Origin of the sequence: Herminiimonas glaciei, from assembly GCF_042664955.1 — a bacterium.
Taxonomy (GTDB): domain Bacteria; phylum Pseudomonadota; class Gammaproteobacteria; order Burkholderiales; family Burkholderiaceae_D; genus Oxalicibacterium; species Oxalicibacterium glaciei.
Genome location: NZ_JBHTBU010000001.1, coordinates 1,720,132 through 1,734,814, shown reverse-complemented (window position 1 = coordinate 1,734,814; position 14,683 = coordinate 1,720,132). Strand labels below are relative to the sequence as shown.

Here is a 14,683-nt window from a genome sequence, read left to right as displayed (position 1 = left end):
GTCTTGCGGAAAATGCGACTCACTATTTTACCAAAGGTCGGATTTAAATGGCTGATTTATCCCAGGTTTCCAATTCCGTTGACGAAGCGAAAGTCGTTACCTTCCCGAACTCCCCGTTTCGCCTGCACCAGCCCTTCCCGCCGGCAGGGGATCAGCCGACCGCAATCGCAAAATTGGTCGAAGGGATCGAGGATGGCTTGTTTTACCAGACGCTGCTGGGTGTAACCGGCTCCGGTAAAACTTATACAGTTGCTAACGTCATCGCCCGCATGGGGCGCCCGGCCATTGTGTTTGCGCCAAACAAGACGCTGGCGGCGCAGCTATATAGTGAATTTCGCGAGTTTTTCCCGGAAAACGCCGTCGAATACTTCGTCAGCTACTACGATTATTACCAGCCGGAAGCATACGTACCGCAGCGCGACTTGTTCATTGAGAAAGATTCGTCGATCAATGAGCATATCGAGCAGATGCGCCTGTCCTGCACCAAATCGCTGATGGAGCGGCGCGACGTGGTGATTATTGCGACGGTTTCGGCGATTTACGGTATCGGTAACCCGAGCGAATACCACCAGATGATCCTGACCCTGCGCGCCAAGGACAAGGTCAGCCAGCGCGATGTGATTGCCCGCCTGATTGCGATGCAATACACGCGCAATGAGGTCGATTTCGGCCGCGGTACCTTCCGTGTACGTGGCGACACGATAGATATTTTCCCGGCCGAACATGCGGAACTGGCGATCCGGCTGGAAATGTTTGATGACGAGATTGAGAGTTTGCAGCTGTTCGATCCGCTGACCGGCCGCGTCAAGCAAAAAATCCCGCGCTTCACCGTTTATCCGGGTTCTCACTATGTGACGCCGCGCGCTACCGTGCTGCGCGCGATAGAAACGATCAAGGATGAGTTGCGCGAACGCCTGGAGTTCTTCCGCAAGGAAAGCAAATTGGTTGAAGAACAGCGGCTTGAGCAACGCACCCGCTTCGACCTGGAAATGATGCAGGAAATTGGCTTCACCAAGGGCATCGAAAACTATTCGCGCCACCTGAGCGGGGCCAAGGCCGGCGATCCACCGCCGACCCTGGTTGATTACCTGCCGCCGGATGCGCTGATGTTCATGGATGAGTCGCACGTACTGATGGGGCAGCTCAACGGTATGTATAACGGCGATAGGGCGCGTAAAACCAATCTGGTTGATTACGGTTTCCGCCTGCCGTCGGCGCTGGATAACCGGCCGCTGCGTTTTGACGAGTTCGAAGGCAAGATGCGGCAGATGGTATTCGTCTCGGCAACCCCGGCCGATTATGAAAACACGCATGCCGACCAGGTGGTCGAGCAGGTGGTGCGACCGACCGGCCTGGTTGATCCATTGATCAGCGTACGTCCGGCATCGACCCAGGTGGATGACCTGATGTCGGAAATCACCGATCGCGTGAAAAAGAATGAGCGCGTGCTGGTGACCACGCTGACCAAGCGCATGGCCGAACAATTGACCGAATTCCTCAGTGATAACGGTATCAAGGTGCGTTACCTGCACAGCGATATCGATACGGTGGAGCGGGTCGAGATCATTCGCGATTTGCGTCTCGGTACCTTCGACGTGCTGGTCGGGATTAACTTGTTGCGCGAAGGCCTGGATTTGCCCGAGGTGTCGCTGGTGGCGATCCTGGATGCGGACAAGGAAGGCTTCCTGCGTTCCGAGCGCAGCCTGATCCAGACCATAGGCCGTGCCGCGCGTAATCTGACCGGTATGGCTATCCTGTACGGTGACAAGGTTACCGATTCGATGCGTCGTGCGATTGATGAAACCGAGCGTCGCCGCGCCAAGCAAATCGCTTTCAATACGGCGAACAACATCACGCCGATCGGTATCAAGAAGCATATCCGTGAGCTGATCGACGGCGTCTACAGTCCGCAGGAAGCACGCCTGGAGCTGCAGGTCGCGCAAGAGCATGCGAAGTATGAGGCGATGAGCGAGAAGCAGGTCAGCAAGGAAATCAAGCGTCTGGAAAAACTGATGCTGGGCCATGCGAAGAACCTGGAGTTCGAAAAAGCCGCACAGGTACGCGATCAGTTGCGCATCCTGAAAGAGCAGCTTTTCGGCGCGCCCGGAGCGGATAACGCTACACCGCTGGCAAGTTAAATCGCGGGCGATTTGCAGTTGGGTTTGTGGCGGGCAGGGTTAGGGCTACAATCGCTGCTTTCGCCTGCCTGTTTATAAGCTATGCCGCAAACAATTCCCCCTTCCTTTATATCCATGCTGGATGCCGCCGATGCATCCTGGCGTCCGGTCTTGCTGGCCGGTCTCAATGCGGTCCAGAAAGCGTCACCGGACTATCTGCCGGTACTGGCAGTGGATGATTTCCTGCCCAACGCTGGTCGCCTGTTTGCTGCTTTCAGCCAGCCACTGGCCGCAGTGCGTTATGTATTGGTAGGTGAGGGGCCTTATCCGCGGCCGGATAGTGCGACCGGGGTTTGTTTCATGGATGGCGCGGTATCTTCGCTGTGGTCGGACAAAGGTTTGTCGAAGCAGGTCAATCGCGCCACGTCACTGCGCAATTTCATGAAGATGCTGCTGGTGGCGGACGGGCAGCTATCGATAGAGCAAACTACCGGTGATGCGCTGGCTTGTGTTTCGCAAAAGGCGCAAGCTGCTCCTGACAGCGTGATTCAAACCTTGCCGGAGCTGCAAGACAAGCTGACTGAACATGGATTTTTATTGTTGAATGCGTCGCTGGTATTCCGTGCGCATGTGGCACCGGTGAAGGATGCCAAAGCCTGGTTGCCTTTCCTGCAAACGGTATTGGCGGCTTTGGCTGATCATGCGCAGCAGGCTGGCAAGGCAGCGCCGACACTGGTCTTGTGGGGCAAGATTGCGGTGCAACTGGAAGCCTTGCCGGAGAGTGCACGTTTTCCGAAGAAGGTTTCAGAGCATCCGTACAACCTGAGTTTTATCGGCAATGCGGTGATGCAGGAGCTGTTCGGCGCCATGCATTTACTGAAGAAATAAGCGTTCGATCCGGGTTTCAGATCAGGCTGAGCTGGCGCAGGTCGGCCGCTTCAGCCGGCTCCCTGGCTTCATTGGCCGGAGCAGCGGTATTTGCTTGTGTTGCAGCGGCGGCTTTGCCGGGTTTTTCCGGTTTGCTTTCACGTGTCAGCAAGCGTGCAATCATCATTTCAAAAAAGGCCGGCAGTGCATGTTGATCATCATGCGCATGGAAATGCTGGCGTATCACCATCCCATCCCACATCCCGGTCAGGAACAAGGCGGTCTGCGCCGCATCCAGCGATGCATCCATCTGTCCGCGTGCCTGTGCAATCCGTAACAGATTGGTCAGGCCCATGATCCATTCGGCTTCTATCTTGCGTAACACCGTCCCGACGCGCTTGCTGCGCATTCCCTCTGCATAGACTTCCGTCATCAGGCTGGCATCGCCACCGGCGCGATAGCGTTCGGCGAACAGGCGCGTGGTGTTGCTGAGTGCTTGCTGGATTGATTCCGCGTCGCGCATCTGGATCAGCATGGCACGGGTCTGGCGGCGCTCGTCTTCGACCATCGCTTCAATGATCGCTTCCTTGCCGGTGAAATAACGATAGACCGCACCCGGGCCAAGGCCGGTTTCTGCGCAGATCTGCTGCATGGAGGTTTGGTGGAAGCCGGTTTTGCGGAAGCATTTGCCGGCGGCTTTGAGGACTTCGATTCGTTTCTTATCGGCTTTTTGGGTAGGCGATTGCGGGGTCTTGGAAATGCGTGTGGCCATTGCTGATATTGAAACGAAGTTTCAGTTAATTAACGAGGGGTCAATTATAAATTGAATATTCGTTCAAAGTCATATTTGAATGAATGGGGATACTGTTTGGGCTCCGTTTATTCTCAAATTAATGGATCCAAGTCGTGAAATTCATTGAAAATTGATTGAATGATCGTTCAAATTTTAATGAAAATCGATTCTTGGAAGTCAAATGTGGTGATTCGGACGGTGGTTTTGTGGCGCCTGGGCCTGGCTTGCATCCGGCTTGACCGGCCTTATTTGCTTGTCACCATGCGGGCGAAAGAGTGCATTTTCTTGCAATGCAATATCCGGCTTAGTGACGCCGGTCAATACCGGGAAACTGATTAACTTATAAAATATGCTGCTGGGAATGCTGCGCGGAGAGCCTTGTTGGATATGGGTAAAGAGGAAAAAGCGGGTACCTGACAGAATCAGTCAAGTTTGTTATACTTGAGTGAATCGATCAACCAATCGGGTTATTCATTCCCATTGGTCACTGGAGGCAAGATTCATGCGTTTGACGACTAAAGGCCGTTTTGCTGTAACAGCAATGATTGACTTGGCATTGCGCCAGGACAATGGTCCTGTCACGCTCGCCGGAATCAGCCAGCGGCAAGAGATTTCGCTATCGTATCTGGAGCAATTGTTTGGCAAATTGCGCCGTCACGAAATCGTTGAATCGGTGCGCGGACCGGGTGGTGGTTACAACCTGGCACGCCGTGCAGAAGATGTGACGGTGGCAGACATTATTATTGCCGTCGACGAGCCGCTGGATGCGACGCAATGTGGCGGCAAGGAAAACTGCCACAGCCCGGAACATGAACATGGCGGTCGTTGCATGACCCATGACTTGTGGGCAACGCTGAATGCCAAGATGGTGGATTACCTGGATTCCGTATCCCTGAAAGATTTGGTAGACCAGCAAAAACAAAAGATTTCTGAACAATGTGTGGTGGTCGTGCATCGCAACCACGCAGCCGTTTGATTATTGGAGCTAAAAAGATGAATGCCCCGTTAGACAAAAGCCTGATTGATACGATCAAGGCGCCGCATTTCCCGATTTATATGGATTATTCGGCGACTACGCCTATCGATCCGCGTGTTGCCGACAAGATGATTCCTTACTTGCGTGAGCAGTTCGGTAATCCGGCTTCGCGTAGCCATATGTATGGCTGGACGGCTGAAAAGGCAGTGGAAGATGCACGTGAACAAGTCGCGGCCCTGGTGAATGCCGACCCGCGCGAAATCATCTGGACTTCGGGCGCAACCGAAGGCAACAACCTGGCACTTAAAGGTGCCGCACAATTCTATAAAACCAAGGGTAAGCACATCATCACGGTCAAGACCGAGCACAAGGCTGTGCTGGATACCGTGCGTGAACTGGAGCGCCAGGGTTTTGAAGCAACTTATTTGCAACCGCAGGACAATGGCCTGATCACCATCGAACAACTGGCCGAAGCGATTCGTCCGGATACGATCCTGGTCTCGGTCATGCTGGTCAACAATGAAATCGGCGTAATCCAGCCTATCGATGAAATCGGCGAATTGTGCCGCAGCAAGGGCATCATTTTCCATTGCGACGCAGCACAGGCAACCGGCAAGGTGAAGATCGACCTGGAAAAATCCAAAGTCGACCTGATGACATTTACCGCACACAAAACCTACGGTCCTAAGGGTATTGGTGCCTTGTATGTACGTCGCAAACCGCGCGTCCGTATCGAAGCGCAAATGCACGGCGGTGGTCATGAACGCGGCTTGCGTTCCGGCACGCTGGCAACCCACCAGATCGTCGGCATGGGCGAGGCTTTCCGTATTGCACGCGAAGAGATGGATGAAGAAATCGTCCGTATCAAGGGCTTGCGCGATCGTCTGGCCAAGGGCCTGATGGATATGGAAGAGGTTTATATCAATGGCGATATGGATCACCGCGTACCGCACAACCTCAACGTCAGCTTCAACTACGTTGAAGGCGAGTCGCTGATCATGGCAATCAAGGATCTGGCTGTTTCTTCAGGTTCGGCTTGTACTTCGGCCAGTCTGGAACCATCTTATGTATTGAGGGCGCTGGGTCGCAGCGATGAATTGGCGCACAGCTCGATTCGCTTCACCTTCGGTCGCTTCACGACAGAAGAAGATGTTGATTTCACGATCAAGCTGATCAAGGAAAAAGTCAACAAGCTGCGCGAATTGTCGCCGCTGTGGGATATGTATAAAGACGGGATCGATATCAGCACGATCCAATGGGCGGCACACTAATATCGTTCTCGTTCCTGCCGCAGGGTGGGAATAAGGCTTAACAAGGAGTATCAAAATGGCTTACTCAGACAAAGTTCTCGATCACTACGAAAATCCACGTAACGTGGGTGCCTTCGACAAGGGTGATGAAACCATCGGTACCGGCATGGTTGGTGCGCCGGCTTGCGGCGACGTGATGAAGTTGCAGATCAAGGTCGGCGCTGACGGCGTGATCCAGGATGCCAAGTTCAAAACCTACGGCTGCGGCTCGGCGATTGCATCGTCGTCGCTGGTGACCGAATGGGTCAAGGGCAAGACACTGGACCAGGCCATGTCGATCAAGAACACGCAAATCGCAGAAGAACTGGCTTTGCCGCCGGTCAAGATTCACTGTTCGATCCTGGCGGAAGACGCCATCAAGGCTGCAGTGCTGGATTACAAAACCAAGCACGGCGTAGCTGAATCGAAAGAAGCGGCTTAAGCTTGTTAAGCGTCTGTGCAGCGTGTCCGTAAGGATGCGCGGCACAGCCAAAGACAATCTTTTTGAGCAAAGATCATGGCAATTACACTGACTGAAAAAGCAGCGAAGCACATTACTCGCAATATGGAACGGCGCGGCAAGGGTATCGGCCTTCGTTTCGGCGTGCGCACGACCGGCTGTTCCGGTCTGGCCTACAAGCTGGAATACGTGGACGAAAGCGCCAATGAAGATAGCGTGTTTGAATCGCATGGCATCAAGGTCTTTGTCGATCCGAAAAGCTTGCCGTATATCGATGGCACCGAGCTGGATTTTGCACGCGAAGGTTTGAATGAAGGTTTCAAGTTCCGCAATCCGAATGTCAAGGATGAATGCGGTTGCGGTGAAAGCTTCCGTATTTGATAGCTGACTGCAGGGCGCTTGCGCCCGGCGGACTACCTTTTTTGATTGAGCCTGTCGAATGTGCGCAGGCTTTTTTATTGAATAAACCGGATATTCCCTGAGTATTCGATGATGCGATGATGCTTGCATCGCCCTAAAAGCCAGCCGATAGCCAGCGCACAAGAATGCAAAACCACTTCGATCTCTTCCATCTGTCGCAGCGCTTTGCCATAGACCTGAAGGCACTGGACGGTGCTTACCACAGTGTGCAAAACCAGGTCCATCCGGACAAGTTCGCACACGCATCGGATGCCGAGAAGCGCGTCGCGATGCAATGGGCAACGCGCGCCAATGAAGCCTACCTGACACTGAAGAGCCCGTTCAAGCGCGCCGCCTACCTGTGCGAATTGAATGGCGTCGATTTGCAGGTCGAATCGAATACCGCGATGCCGGTCGAATTCCTGATGCAGCAAATGGAATGGCGTGAAGCGCTGGACGATGCGCGCGCGCATAAAAGCCGCGACGAGCTGGATGAACTTGATAATGCGATCCGGGCCGCGCGCAAAAGTACGGTGGCCGAGATCGGCGGTTTGCTGGATGCAGATGATTTTACGCAGGCGGCCGGATTGGTACGCCAGTTGATGTTCCTGGAAAAGTTTTCTGAAGAAGTGTCTTATGCACTGGATGCCTTGCCGGACTGATTTGGCGGTATCGATGTATAGCAAAACCGATTAATGCGCGGCTAATGTTTGATGCAAACACGCGCTAACAATGATGGCTGCTGCATGGCGATCATTTCATCTTGAGATAAGTTACAAACGAATATGGCTCTCCTTCAAATCGCCGAACCCGGCATGTCCACCGCGCCGCATCAGCATCGGCTGGCCGTCGGTATCGATCTCGGCACCACCAATTCACTGGTAGCCACGGTACGCAACAGTATTCCGGAAGTATTGACCGACGAGGAAGGGCGCGCCTTGCTGCCGTCCGTCGTGCATTACATGAAGAACGGCCATGCGCAAATCGGTTACAAGGCGCTGGCGGCTCAAAATGCCGATCCCAAGAATACGATCGCTTCAGTCAAGCGCTTCATGGGGCGCGGCCTGAAAGATATCGCCTACGTCGAAAATCTGCCTTACGACTTCCTCGATACACCAGGCATGGTGCAATTGAAAACCGTGGCCGGCGTCAAAAGCCCGGTGGAAATTTCAGCCGAGATACTCGCTACCTTGCGTCAGCAGGCCGAAGATGCGCTGGGTGATGAACTGGTCGGCGCGGTGATTACGGTACCGGCTTACTTCGATGACGCACAACGCCAGGCCACCAAGGATGCCGCCAAGCTGGCCGGACTGAATGTCCTGCGCCTGCTGAATGAACCGACAGCAGCGGCGATTGCCTATGGCCTTGATAACGGCTCTGAAGGCGTGTTTGCGGTCTACGATTTGGGTGGTGGTACTTTTGACGTATCCATACTCAAACTGACCAAGGGCGTGTTTGAAGTCCTGTCCACCGGCGGCGACTCCGCACTCGGCGGCGACGACTTCGATCATCGCCTGCTGTGCTGGATCATCGAACAAGCCAAGCTGTCACCATTGTCGGATGAAGACCTCAGCGTCCTGATGGTGAAGTCGCGCGAAGCGAAGGAATTGCTGTCGACCAAGGCGGAAACGCATATCGATGCGGCTCTGGGTTCAGGCGAAGAAGTGCATCTCACCGTCACTGCGGCTGATTTCGTGAAAATGACGCAGCACCTGGTGGCGAAGACCATTACCCCGACCAAGAAAGCGCTGCGCGATGCCGACCTGACGGTTGATGATGTCGACGGCGTGGTGATGGTGGGTGGCGCAACCCGCATGCCGCATATCCGCAAGGCCGTCGGTGAATTTTTCCAGGCGACGCCGCTGGCGAATATCGATCCGGATAAAGTCGTGGCACTGGGTGCTGCGGTACAAGCCAATTTGCTGGCCGGTAACCGTGCGGCGGGCGACGACTGGCTCTTGCTGGACGTGATTCCCTTGTCGCTCGGTATTGAAACCATGGGCGGCCTGGTAGAGAAAGTCATTCCGCGCAATTCGACGATCCCATGCGCCCGTGCGCAAGAGTTCACCACGTTCAAAGACGGCCAGACCGCGATGGCGATTCATATCGTGCAGGGCGAACGTGAACTGGTGAGCGATTGCCGTTCGCTGGCGCGCTTTGAATTGCGCGGCATCCCGCCGATGGCGGCAGGGGCGGCACGTATACGCGTGACTTATCAGGTGGATGCAGACGGCTTGCTGTCGGTTTCCGCCCGTGAACTGCGTTCCGGTGTTGAAGCATCGATCAGCGTCAAGCCTTCCTATGGTTTGGAAGACGACCAGATCGCGCAAATGTTGCAGGATTCCTTCAAGTCGGCGGATGTTGACATGGCTTTGCGCGCCTTGCGTGAAGAACAGGTGGAAGCGGAGCGCATTGTACTGGCGACGCAATCGGCGCTGGACGCGGATGGAGCGTTGTTGACGGATGATGAGCGTAGTGCGGTTACCAGCCTGCTGGCGGCAGTACAGCAAAGCAGCAAGGGTGACGATCATCATGCGATCAAGGCGGCGGTAGAGGCCTTGGCGCAAGGCACTGAAGAATTCGCCGCACGTCGTATGGATCGCAGTGTACGTACTGCGCTTTCCGGCAAGAAACTGGACGAGATTTGATTCATCGCTCTTCAGCCTGCGGGTTGAAGGGCCGTTAGGCGCCGGGGCAGGCAAGCGAATTTTTGTCCGGCGCATTAAACTTAAACTTTCGAGGTAAACCAAGTGCCGCAAATAGTTGTTCTTCCCCACCACACCCTGTGCCCGGATGGCGCCGTGATTGAAGCACCTGCAGGCAAATCGATCTGTGATGTCTTGCTGGAAAACGATATCGATATCGAACACGCTTGCGAAAAATCCTGCGCCTGCACTACTTGCCACGTTATTGTGCGCGAGGGTTTTGCTTCGCTCAATGAAGCAGGCGATACGGAAGAAGACTTGCTGGACAAGGCATGGGGCCTCGAGGCTGCATCACGCCTGTCATGCCAGGCCATCGTGGCGGAAGAGGACCTGGTGGTTGAGATTCCACGCTATACAATTAATCATGCCAGCGAAAATCACTGAGGAGAGCTGAGATGAAATGGACTGATACCATCCGCATCGCGGAAGAGCTGAACGACAAATTTCCTGATATCGATCCGTTGACGATACGTTTTACCGACCTGCATCGCTGGGTCTGTGAACTCGATGGCTTTGACGATGCACCTGATCATTCCGGTGAAAAGATCCTTGAAGCAATCCAGATGGCGTGGATAGAAGAAGCACAATAATCAGCCTTGTTGAATCAGGCAAAAAAAGAGCGACCCGCGGGTCGCTCTTTTTTATTGCAGCGCAGGATTAACGTGCGCGCAGATAACCGTCTACCACACGCACCTGGTCGCCGGTATTCCAGTTAGGCGGGTTGTTGTACGGGAAGGTGCGGATGCGGCCGTCTTCCATGCGTACGCGAACTTCATAGGTAGTCGCGGTGCGGGTATGTTTTTCGATTTCATTACCGGCATAGCCGCCACCGACTGCACCGGCCACAGTAGCCAGGCTACGGCCGCTGCCGTTACCGATCTGGTTGCCGAGCAAACCGCCGACTACGGCACCACCTACGATACCGACGCCGCTAGGCTTGGCTGCGGTTTGCACACTGCGTATCGATTCGATGCGACCGCAGTTGCTGCATACCTGGGCGACCGGAGCAGCTTGTGCCACTTTGTTGTTTGCATTTTCGCGTGCTTGCGCCTGCTTTGCTGCCTTGGCGGCTGCGGCCTGGCGTTCATCTGCTTCAAGACGAGCCTGGTCGGCGCGGTCTTGTGCGGCCTGGGCTTCCGCTGCTTTATCGGCAGCTTCTTTTTCCAGCGCTGCAATCGCTTCTTTTTGTGAGCCGGAGCTATTTGAGTTTGGCAACAGGCCGGTCATGGCGGCGACACCAACCAGACAGACTAGCAATACTGCGACGGCAGCTGCAGCGATGAGCGGATGTATGCGACTTGTTGAATTATTGTTGGTTTCCATGATTCCCTCAGGCTAGTGGTTATTGTTCGAGTAGCATCAGTATTGCGCGCTAGCTGTTAAATAAAAAGCCGAAACCTGTGTCAAATGTAAGCCTATGTAACGATAAGCACCTGAAAACAACATTTAGTTTCTCACAATAAAAAAAGGACTGCCGGGGCAGTCCTTTTTTGTTTTCGCATGGAAACTTAATCTTCGCGACGCAAGTGCGGAAACAGCAGCACGTCACGGATGTTTGGCGAGTCGGTGATGATCATCATCAGGCGATCAATGCCGATGCCGCAGCCACCGGTCGGAGGCATGCCGTATTCCAGTGCACGGATGTAATCGGCGTCGTAGTACATCGCTTCTTCGTCACCGGCGTCTTTTGCGGCAACCTGTGCCTGGAAGCGTGCGGCCTGGTCTTCCGCATCGTTCAGCTCGGAGAAGCCGTTGGCGATTTCACGGCCAACCATGAACAACTCGAAACGTTCTGTAATACCGGCAACCGTGTCCGAAGCGCGCGCCAATGGCGATACTTCAACCGGGTAGTCGATGATATAGGTCGGTTCCCACAATTGCGCTTCTGCGGTTTCTTCAAACAGCGCTAGTTGCAGGGCACCGAGGCCGGAGTGGGCATGTGGCTTGACACCGAATTTTTTCAATTCGGCCTTGATGAACTCGGCATCGTGCAATTGTTCGTTCGTGTATTGCGGTGCGTATTTATTGATGGCACCGACGATGGTCAGGCGATGGAAAGGCTTGGCCAGGTCCAGCTCGCGACCACCGTAGGTCAGCGTCGCAGTACCGTGTGCGTCGATAGCAGCCTGGCGGATCACGGCTTCGGTGAAGTCCATCAGCCATTTGTAATCGGTATAGGCCGCATAGAATTCCATCATCGTAAACTCCGGATTGTGGCGTATCGATACGCCTTCATTCCGGAAGTTGCGGTTGATTTCGAATACACGATCAAAGCCACCGACCACCAGGCGCTTGAGGTACAGCTCAGGTGCGATACGCAGGAACATCTCCATGTCGAGCGCATTGTGATGCGTCACGAAAGGCTTGGCCGCAGCGCCGCCCGGGATTGTGTGCAACATCGGCGTTTCGACTTCCATGAACTCATGCTCGGCCATGAAGCGGCGGATTGAAGCAATGGCAGCGGTACGTGCCTTGAAGGTGCGGCGCGTCTCTTCATTCATGATCAGGTCGACGTAACGCTGGCGATACTTGGTTTCCTGATCGGCCAGGCCGTGGAATTTGTCCGGCAATGGACGCAGCGACTTGGTCAGCAGGCGCAGTTCCGTGACCTTGATGGTCAATTCATCGGTCTTGGTTTTGAACAGGGTACCGGCCACGCCCAGGATGTCGCCCAGATCGTAGTGATGCAATGCAGCCATCGCCGCTTCACCGGTCAGGTCCAGTGTGGCGTAAATCTGGATACGGCCATCCGCTTTCGGGCCGGAGGCATCCTGCAAGGTCGCGAATGCAGCCTTTTTGCCGGCTTCGCGTTTCAACATCATGCGGCCTGCCAGCGTCACGGTGACCGGCTCCGCTTCCAGTTCTTCACGGGTCTTGCCATCGTACTGCGCATGCAGGTCGGCTGCCTTGTGCTGTGGACGGAAGTCGTTCGGGAAAGCGACGCCTTGTTCACGCAAGGCGCTCAGCTTGGCGCGACGCTCAGCGATGATTTTGTTTTCGTCTTGCGGTAGCGCTGCTGCAGCGTCGTCGTTGTGCGTAGTCATGGGTGGCAACAATCTGTATGTAAATGGCGATGAATGTGTATTACGGACGGAGTATTTTTATACGCCTTGCTTCAGCGATGCGGCGATGAACTCATCCAGGTCGCCGTCGAGTACTGCTTTGGTATTGCCGGTTTCGAAGTTGGTGCGCAAATCCTTGATGCGGGACTGATCCAGCACGTAGGAGCGAATCTGGTGGCCCCAGCCGACGTCGGTTTTGGAGTCTTCCAGCTTTTGCTGTTCGCTCATGCGATTGCGCAATTCCAGCTCATACAGCTTGGCTTTCAGCATGTCCCATGCCTCGGCTTTGTTGCGATGCTGCGAACGGTCGTTCTGGCATTGCACGACGATACCGGACGGACCGTGTGTCAGGCGCACGGCAGAGTCGGTTTTATTGATGTGCTGACCACCGGCACCGGACGCACGATAGGTATCGATGCGGACATCGGCCGGATTGATGTCAATCTCGATCGAATCGTCGACTTCAGGATAGACGAACAGGCTGGAGAAGGACGTGTGACGACCGTTGGCAGAATCGAACGGCGATTTGCGCACCAGGCGATGCACGCCGGTTTCGGTGCGCAGGAAGCCATAAGCGTAATCGCCTTCGACTTTGAGGGTCGCGGTTTTGATACCGGCAACCTCGCCATCGGATTGCTCGAGGATTTCGACCTTGAAGCCTTTGCGTTCGCAATAGCGCAGGTACTGGCGCAGCAACATCGACGCCCAGTCTTGGGCCTCGGTACCGCCGGCACCGGCCTGGATATCGATAAAGCAGTTGTTGGCATCCATCGGATTGCTGAACATGCGGCGGAATTCCATGCCTTCGACCAGCTTCAGCAATTCCTGTGCATCGTTTTCGATGGCGACGATGGTGTCTTCGTCTTTTTCTTCACGTGCCATTTCAAACAGATCGCGGGCGTCGTTGAGCTCGGAGTCGATCTTGATCAGCGTGTGGACGATCGCTTCCAGCGATTTCTTTTCTTTGCCCAGGTCCTGGGCGCGTTTCTGGTCGTTCCAGACATCCGGGTCTTCGAGTTCACCGTTGACCTGGTCGAGTTTCTCTGACTTCACATCGAAGTCAAAGATACCTCCGGAGTTCGGCCGCGCGAGTCGTGAGATCGGCGAGCAGGGATTCGAGGGAATTTAAGCGTTCAGCTTCCATGATATTTCTTCAGCAATCAAACCGTGAATTATACCTGAGCTAGTGTTTGCTTTTAAGCCAGTTTCTAGGGCAAACTGGCTTGGCATATCGTTTTTTCAATATTTTAATCTCTAATAAATATTATTAAGGGAGTAACAAATATGGAGCGGTCGCGACACATTTGCGCATTTTTTTGCGCATGTGCTGTACTGACAGGCTGTTCCACGACCCCGGCGCCACGTGGGGAAGTCAAGGGGATGTCAGTCAGCGGCAAGGAAATGGCGCAATCGGATACCAACCGGATTGCAACTATCGCCATGCGCGACAACCTGGAGAGTTTGTTCCTGCTGATGGACAAGCTGTACCGGCGCAATCCGGCCGAGTGGAAAAAAACCGGCATCAGCCGCGAAGAAAGCATCAAAAGGGTGCGCGAAGCGGTCGAGCAGCGCCAGCCGTGGCCCGGCTTGCAGGGGCAGCGCGATATCAAGGCGTTGTCGCTGGCCTTGACGCCGGACTTCGGCGGTGACCGGGTGGCGGCGCTGATCTACAGCAGTGCGGATATGATCATTGCCGCGCATGATGGCAAAACCGAATTCTTCCTGATCGATGGCCTGGATGCACAGCATATCTACAATGCGGCGCGCAATATCGAGATTGCAGTGTGGCTGTTGGGTAGCAGGCGCAATAGTAGCGGCAAGGTTTTGTTATTGGCCGACGATATTAGCGAGAACGGGCGCAACCTGAGCTTTGAACGCGAATTCGGCAAGGTGGTCGGGCGGCTCGACCTGATGGCCGAGTTCCTCACTGAAAAGTACCGTCGCGCCGGTATCACCTATATGCAAAACCTGATCGGTGGTTCTTTCCTGCAATTCCTGCCGGTGCGTTAACGCGT

General features: G+C 54.6%; 15 protein-coding genes. 11 read left to right on the top strand and 4 right to left on the bottom strand.

The genetic code is table 11. From position 1 onward, the window contains the following. The first annotated feature begins 47 nt into the window (after window positions 1–47). Both uvrB and ACFQPC_RS07795 read left to right on the top strand, forming a co-directional pair. Window positions 48–2,138 (top strand): excinuclease ABC subunit UvrB, encoded by a 2,091-nt coding sequence (gene uvrB, locus ACFQPC_RS07800; protein ID WP_382271296.1) that lies wholly within the window; start codon window positions 48–50, stop codon window positions 2,136–2,138. An 81-nt stretch (window positions 2,139–2,219) separates the two neighbouring features. Then, the gene (locus tag ACFQPC_RS07795; RefSeq protein WP_382271294.1) at window positions 2,220–3,005 is read left to right on the top strand and encodes a uracil-DNA glycosylase family protein; all 786 of its coding nucleotides are present in this window, start codon (window positions 2,220–2,222) and stop codon (window positions 3,003–3,005) included. 16 nt (window positions 3,006–3,021) lie between these two features. Here the strand turns inward: ACFQPC_RS07795 and ACFQPC_RS07790 are convergent, their stop codons facing one another. Beyond that, the gene (locus tag ACFQPC_RS07790) at window positions 3,022–3,756 is read right to left on the bottom strand and encodes a TetR/AcrR family transcriptional regulator (RefSeq protein WP_382271292.1); all 735 of its coding nucleotides are present in this window, start codon (window positions 3,754–3,756) and stop codon (window positions 3,022–3,024) included. Between the two features lie 523 nt (window positions 3,757–4,279). Between ACFQPC_RS07790 and iscR the strand changes: the two genes are divergently transcribed. The 8 genes from iscR (at window position 4,280) to iscX (ending at window position 10,196) form a co-directional block, all read left to right on the top strand. Further along, on the top strand, window positions 4,280–4,753 hold the full coding sequence (gene iscR / locus ACFQPC_RS07785; RefSeq protein ID WP_012079108.1) for a Fe-S cluster assembly transcriptional regulator IscR: 474 nt from the start codon (window positions 4,280–4,282) through the stop codon (window positions 4,751–4,753). Window positions 4,754–4,770: 17 nt separating this feature from the next. Next, complete coding sequence (locus ACFQPC_RS07780) at window positions 4,771–6,024, top strand: IscS subfamily cysteine desulfurase (protein ID WP_012079109.1); 1,254 nt, start codon at window positions 4,771–4,773, stop codon at window positions 6,022–6,024. 55 nt (window positions 6,025–6,079) lie between these two features. Further along, the gene (iscU, locus tag ACFQPC_RS07775) at window positions 6,080–6,484 is read left to right on the top strand and encodes a Fe-S cluster assembly scaffold IscU (RefSeq protein ID WP_012079110.1); all 405 of its coding nucleotides are present in this window, start codon (window positions 6,080–6,082) and stop codon (window positions 6,482–6,484) included. 75 nt (window positions 6,485–6,559) lie between these two features. Continuing rightward, window positions 6,560–6,883, top strand: a complete 324-nt coding sequence (iscA, locus tag ACFQPC_RS07770) for an iron-sulfur cluster assembly protein IscA (protein WP_382271290.1) — start codon at window positions 6,560–6,562, stop codon at window positions 6,881–6,883. A 164-nt stretch (window positions 6,884–7,047) separates the two neighbouring features. Next, entirely contained in the window at window positions 7,048–7,563 is a 516-nt protein-coding gene (hscB, locus tag ACFQPC_RS07765) for a Fe-S protein assembly co-chaperone HscB (RefSeq protein ID WP_382271288.1), read from the top strand. A gap of 123 nt (window positions 7,564–7,686) precedes the next feature. Then, entirely contained in the window at window positions 7,687–9,549 is a 1,863-nt protein-coding gene (gene hscA / locus ACFQPC_RS07760; protein ID WP_382271286.1) for a Fe-S protein assembly chaperone HscA, read from the top strand. Window positions 9,550–9,651: 102 nt separating this feature from the next. Further along, on the top strand, window positions 9,652–9,990 hold the full coding sequence (gene fdx / locus ACFQPC_RS07755) for an ISC system 2Fe-2S type ferredoxin (RefSeq protein ID WP_012079114.1): 339 nt from the start codon (window positions 9,652–9,654) through the stop codon (window positions 9,988–9,990). A gap of 11 nt (window positions 9,991–10,001) precedes the next feature. Beyond that, complete coding sequence (gene iscX, locus ACFQPC_RS07750; RefSeq protein ID WP_076591809.1) at window positions 10,002–10,196, top strand: Fe-S cluster assembly protein IscX; 195 nt, start codon at window positions 10,002–10,004, stop codon at window positions 10,194–10,196. Window positions 10,197–10,263: 67 nt separating this feature from the next. Here iscX and ACFQPC_RS07745 read toward each other — a convergent pair whose 3' ends face one another. The 3 genes from ACFQPC_RS07745 to prfB all read right to left on the bottom strand — a co-directional run bounded on the left by ACFQPC_RS07745 (window position 10,264) and on the right by prfB (window position 13,812). Then, window positions 10,264–10,929, bottom strand: coding sequence for a glycine zipper 2TM domain-containing protein (locus ACFQPC_RS07745; RefSeq protein WP_382271283.1), 666 nt, complete (start codon window positions 10,927–10,929; stop codon window positions 10,264–10,266). A gap of 185 nt (window positions 10,930–11,114) precedes the next feature. Continuing rightward, a complete protein-coding gene (gene lysS, locus ACFQPC_RS07740) occupies window positions 11,115–12,650 on the bottom strand; it encodes a lysine--tRNA ligase (protein WP_382271281.1) in 1,536 nt (511 codons plus the stop codon). Window positions 12,651–12,707: 57 nt separating this feature from the next. Further along, window positions 12,708–13,812, bottom strand: a protein-coding gene (gene prfB, locus ACFQPC_RS07735; protein WP_382271279.1) for a peptide chain release factor 2 whose coding sequence is annotated in 2 segments (ribosomal slippage) — window positions 12,708–13,730 and window positions 13,732–13,812 — 1,104 coding nt in all. Because the reading frame shifts where the segments join, the coding sequence is not laid out codon by codon here. Between the two features lie 140 nt (window positions 13,813–13,952). Here prfB and ACFQPC_RS07730 point away from each other — a divergent pair. After that, the gene (locus ACFQPC_RS07730; protein WP_382271277.1) at window positions 13,953–14,678 is read left to right on the top strand and encodes a hypothetical protein; all 726 of its coding nucleotides are present in this window, start codon (window positions 13,953–13,955) and stop codon (window positions 14,676–14,678) included. Window positions 14,679–14,683 lie beyond the last annotated feature (5 nt).

Coding starts and splice junctions, on each gene's coding strand:
- uvrB (WP_382271296.1), top strand. CDS start 48: ATGGCTGATTTATCCCAGGTTTCCAATTCCGTTGACGAAGCGAAAGTC.
- ACFQPC_RS07795 (WP_382271294.1), top strand. CDS start 2,220: ATGCCGCAAACAATTCCCCCTTCCTTTATATCCATGCTGGATGCCGCC.
- ACFQPC_RS07790 (WP_382271292.1), bottom strand. CDS start 3,756: ATGGCCACACGCATTTCCAAGACCCCGCAATCGCCTACCCAAAAAGCC.
- iscR (WP_012079108.1), top strand. CDS start 4,280: ATGCGTTTGACGACTAAAGGCCGTTTTGCTGTAACAGCAATGATTGAC.
- ACFQPC_RS07780 (WP_012079109.1), top strand. CDS start 4,771: ATGAATGCCCCGTTAGACAAAAGCCTGATTGATACGATCAAGGCGCCG.
- iscU (WP_012079110.1), top strand. CDS start 6,080: ATGGCTTACTCAGACAAAGTTCTCGATCACTACGAAAATCCACGTAAC.
- iscA (WP_382271290.1), top strand. CDS start 6,560: ATGGCAATTACACTGACTGAAAAAGCAGCGAAGCACATTACTCGCAAT.
- hscB (WP_382271288.1), top strand. CDS start 7,048: ATGCAAAACCACTTCGATCTCTTCCATCTGTCGCAGCGCTTTGCCATA.
- hscA (WP_382271286.1), top strand. CDS start 7,687: ATGGCTCTCCTTCAAATCGCCGAACCCGGCATGTCCACCGCGCCGCAT.
- iscX (WP_076591809.1), top strand. CDS start 10,002: ATGAAATGGACTGATACCATCCGCATCGCGGAAGAGCTGAACGACAAA.
- ACFQPC_RS07745 (WP_382271283.1), bottom strand. CDS start 10,929: ATGGAAACCAACAATAATTCAACAAGTCGCATACATCCGCTCATCGCT.
- lysS (WP_382271281.1), bottom strand. CDS start 12,650: ATGACTACGCACAACGACGACGCTGCAGCAGCGCTACCGCAAGACGAA.
- ACFQPC_RS07730 (WP_382271277.1), top strand. CDS start 13,953: ATGGAGCGGTCGCGACACATTTGCGCATTTTTTTGCGCATGTGCTGTA.